Origin of the sequence: Micromonospora sp. NPDC005324 (assembly GCF_040607155.1) — a bacterium.
In the GTDB taxonomy this organism is placed as follows: Bacteria; Actinomycetota; Actinomycetes; order Mycobacteriales; family Micromonosporaceae; genus Micromonospora; species Micromonospora trifolii.
Genome location: NZ_JBEXGE010000100.1, coordinates 1 through 4,338, shown reverse-complemented (window position 1 = coordinate 4,338; position 4,338 = coordinate 1). Strand labels below are relative to the sequence as shown.

3 protein-coding genes and 1 pseudogene are annotated in these 4,338 nt (G+C 64.4%); all 4 read right to left on the bottom strand.

Translation table 11 applies throughout. The features are described from left to right. Window positions 1–68 precede the first annotated feature (68 nt). The 4 genes and pseudogenes from ABZS40_RS36345 to ABZS40_RS36330 all read right to left on the bottom strand — a co-directional run bounded on the left by ABZS40_RS36345 (window position 69) and on the right by ABZS40_RS36330 (window position 4,099). Window positions 69–1,241, bottom strand: a complete 1,173-nt coding sequence (locus tag ABZS40_RS36345) for an ISL3 family transposase (protein ID WP_354949247.1) — start codon at window positions 1,239–1,241, stop codon at window positions 69–71. Between the two features lie 80 nt (window positions 1,242–1,321). Further along, a pseudogene (locus tag ABZS40_RS36340) lies at window positions 1,322–1,882 on the bottom strand (transposase); the annotation flags it as partial. Window positions 1,883–1,902: 20 nt separating this feature from the next. Then, window positions 1,903–2,235: a hypothetical protein gene (locus ABZS40_RS36335; protein ID WP_354949245.1), complete on the bottom strand. Its 333-nt coding sequence runs from the start codon at window positions 2,233–2,235 to the stop codon at window positions 1,903–1,905. Between the two features lie 388 nt (window positions 2,236–2,623). After that, the gene (locus tag ABZS40_RS36330) at window positions 2,624–4,099 is read right to left on the bottom strand and encodes a hypothetical protein (RefSeq protein ID WP_354949243.1); all 1,476 of its coding nucleotides are present in this window, start codon (window positions 4,097–4,099) and stop codon (window positions 2,624–2,626) included. Window positions 4,100–4,338: the final 239 nt, after the last annotated feature.

Here is a 4,338-nt window from a genome sequence, read left to right as displayed (position 1 = left end):
ACCAGAAGACCGCGCTCTTCTACGTACCCACCGAAACCGGCGTGACTACCCCACAACCGGCCATCCGGTCATATCTCAACCTTGCGAACGCCCTGATGGCCGAGGCCTTTGCGGAAGCGACGTAGGTAACGCTGGACGGCCAGTTCTCCGCCGGGATAACCCTGCTGTTTGATCTCTCGGAACAGCTGCGTGGCGTTGCGTTGTCCATCGTTCCAGCGCTGGTGCAGGTGAGCGACGTAGTCGTCGACGAGGTGCGCGCGTTGCTCGGTGACGGCGGTCAACTCGGTGAAACTGGCGGCGTTCAGGTATTTGCGGACCGTGGCCTGGTGCAGGCCGAGCTTGCGGCCGATCGCGGACTTGTTCAGTCCCTGAGCAGCCAGTTGGTGAACAGCGATGTGGTGTTCACGCAGGCGGGTCACGATTTTCTTCTCGGGTAGCGGCTGCACCTCGGCGGGCATGGTGTCGTCCGCCGGCCGAGGCGGCGGGGCGGCGAGCCGGGACCGATAGGCGTTGACGGTCTTCTCGACCGCCTGGCCCAGGTTCTGCCAGAGATGGAACCGGTCCGCGACCTGAACCGCCTGAGGGGCGCCGCAGCGGGCGCCTTCGCCATAGCCGCCGGCCCGGTCCCGGCAGATCACCTCGATCTCGGGGTGCTGCCGCAGCCACTCAGCGAGGCTGTCATCGTCGCGGCCGTCGAACATGTCGACCGGGCGGTGGCGGTCCATGTCGATCAGCACAGTGCCGTAATGACGGCCTCGGCGGAACGCGAAGTCGTCGACGCCGAGGACGGTGATCGGCGTCTTCGGCGGGTCAGGCAGCGCCTTGACCAGCCGCAACAACGTGTCGCGACCGGCAGCGACCCCGATCACCGACGCCAACCGGGAACCGGCCCGGCCAGCCAACGCCAAACCGATCTGCGTCAGCATGCCCCGCAGCCCCGGCGTCAGTCGCGCATGGGGACTGGTCAGCCCCTCGATCTGCTCGGCGAACGTCCGCGCCGGGCAGGTGACGTTGTCGCAGCGAAACCGCCGGACCTGCACCTCAAGCAGCAATGCCGTTCCGCCGATCACGACATCACGCAACCTGCGCTGATACCGGCCATGAACCCTGGCCGACCGCTGCTGGCACCGACCACACCGCGCGGTCCCCGCCCTGACCCGCGCGGACAGCACCACGACGCCGTCACGCTGCTCAACCGCCTCAATAAACAGAAGCGAGAGATGCGGCAATACCTGCTCCACAAGCGAACACGCCAGACATGATCACCGAAAGCACCGACTTGGCGACCGACCTGTCCACATCACAAGATCAGCGACAGAGCCCGCACCTTAACCACGATCGCGTCAATGAACACCGCCGCGTCAATCTCATCAAGGGGTCGGTGCGACCAGTCGGTCATCTCCTCGATCACCTTGTCCGTGATCCGCGAGATCGTCTCCTTGCTGACCGAAGCGCCGTAGATCTCGGCGAAGTGCGCGCTGATCTCCCCGGTCGTCAGCCCTTTGGCATACAGCGACAACACGACCTCGTCGACCCCGGACAAACGGCGCTGCCGCTTCTTGACGATCTGCGGCTCGAAGGTGCCAGCCCGGTCCCGGGGAACGTCGATCTGCACCGGGCCGGTGCAGTCGGTCAGCACCGTCTTCGCCCTGGTGCCGTTACGGATGTTGCCCGCGCCGGCGCCGTCGGGTTCATGTTTGGCATAACCGAGGTGCTCAGTCATCTCCTCGTTCAACGCGGTCTCCAGGACCGTCTTGGTCAACTGCCTGAGCAGCCCATCCGGACCCGTCAGCGACAGCCCTTGCTCCTTGGCTGCCCGAACCAGCTCGACGGCGGCCTTCGCCTCCGCCGACGGCTCCGCCCGCTTCTTACGTCCAGTCACGTCGTTCTATGCCGCGGTCATCACGGCACCCTCCTCACCAGGCACAACGCCTGGCAGGTCAGGCCGGAAACACCTTTAGATCCACAGTCCCGCGCTGCGAGAAGTGCGGGACTGTGGATGCTCTTGCCGTCGACCGCGATCGCCCGCCTCGCACCCGTCGCGGGAGTCCGGGTGGCCAGCCGCGCGGCGATCACCGCGGTCAGCCGGTCGGCGTCCAGGCCCTGCAGCAGCCGGCGGAGCATCGCCTCCGACGGACGCCGCCGCGGGTTGATACCCAGCATCTGCGCGGTGTCCGCGGGCAGGTCCGCGACCCATTCACCGATGGCCGTGTACGAGCGGCAGCCGGCGACCACCCGCAGACCATCGCCCCGACCACTGTGCAAAGCGCATGACGGACTCCTCGGCGGGCCCGCGGATCGGGCAGGTCCGCCAACGCCGCGAGTAGCCCGGGAGCGCAAACGGCGCGGACAACCCGGCTGGTGCGCGAGACGACGATGAGATCAGCGATGTTGGCAGCGCGGGCATGGCTCACTTCGAACAGATCAACAAGGCCTCGAGAACCTCGATGATCTTCAGAAGTGGTCATGCCCGCCCTGTATCTCCCCACACCTTCGTGTCTACACCAACCAGCGCAAGCCGGACACGCACCACGACTTTGCCGGGGCCCTGATGGCTCTCCTCAGACGCCAGCCCGATCTCGGCCAGAGACGAAGCTACGGCCGAGCCTGACACCAGAAGGCGTCACCAGTGCCAGGCCCTCGGGTCAAGCCGCCCGCGCCGCCCTCGGACGAAAACGCGGCCGTTGTCCACCAGACGCGTCATCAGCGGTGCGGCAAGCCATAGCAGGACCGCCGCATGCAGTACTAATTGCAGTTCCTGCCTTGGGCTCAGGTCCGGCTTTGCAACCAGCGGGTACCACAACGGGCTGAACTCTGGGGCGAAGTGACATAAAGCCTCCAGCCGGTACCCGTCCTGATAGCAGGTCCATGCCCAAAGGTCGTCGAATGCGAGGCCGAGACCGGCTACCCATACCGACAACACCAATACGGCCAGGGTGGCGGCTGTCCGGATCGAACTTCCCCGCGGATCGCTCAGCCAAATTGCAAGACCGAGCGCTGCTGGCAAGATTGCGATGAGGAAGAAGCGCGGCCCCCAGTACATCCCGCCATACCACGCCCACCACTGTGCGTATACGACGATTAGGCCAACCGTGAACGTCGTCCACAGCAGCCATGCGTGCCAAAGGTCGAGAGCTGAGTCCGTCCTGGACGCCGCAGACAACTGTTGCCGGACCGGCAGAAAAAGGCCGGGAGTGAACCACAGCAGCCCTTTTCCGAAAGAGAACACGATCGCCAGCACTCCGAGGATAAATGGATAAGAGAAACCGGAAAGCCCGGAGTAGGGCATAACGGTTTCGGCGCCATGATTGTCGGTATATCCAGTGACGAACGGTCCGCCCCGCCGCAGCCAGGCCTCGCCGGCGATGAGCGTCGCTGCCGTGACCACAGACACCAACGGGCCGATGCGTCGACGGCGGACGGCCTCGAGGCAAGCCACGAACGCTAACCCGACTATGGAGGCGGGCGTGTTTGCCACCCCGAGTACGATCAGCGCCCACGCTCCCGCCCGAGCCCCTTTAGGCGGGCGGCGCAATGCTAGAGCCAACAGCCCAACGCCCAGGGTGCTCAGGGTGAACATCTCTCCATAGAAGTCCGCCAAATGCGGAGCTATCATGCTGCCGGAGATCAGGATAAGAAGGAATCGACGCAGCAAGCCCGCATCAACATGGCGGCGCAACATCAGGTAGAAGGCGGCGAGCATCAGACAGAACAAAAGTGAATTGTAGTTGCCGAGGAGCCGCTCAGTGTTGCCGGCATATCGACCAAGCCACCACAGTGGTGCGGCGAAGACAGGACCAATCATGGAATAAGCGGTGTCGGGCACTCGCTGGTGGCTTAGCAGATCGGTAAGGGCCTCGTAACGGGCCAACCCGTCGCCCGTCACTCGGCGCTCCTGAGTTACCACCAGAATCGCGAGCATGAGCATGAGCAAGCTGACTTCGATAAATCCCTTGCGTGTACAGCTCCAGCCACGAGATGTTCGCCGTGACCCCGATTGCAGCTGACAAGCGGCGGCAGTACCGCTCAGATTGACGACGCCGGGCTGCTGCTCATCGATACAAAGCCCTTGAGTTTGCTTCGGAGCGAAAAGCGACACGAAGTTTGTCTCCCCGATGAATATTGGGCTAGGTCCGCCGCGGACCAACGCCTCACATCGCGTTTTCCGTCGCTCTATAGCTGGCGGCGTGGGGCAGCCGACGACCGTCCCCAATCGTGCGTTGTTGCGTTCAGGGTGGCGATGGAGGTGTTGGTGGCAGGAATGGCGGCCGCGCACCGGCGTCAGGATTGGCCCCGATGCCGGTGCGCGGTTCGTCTCTCAGCGCTTGCTGGTTATGG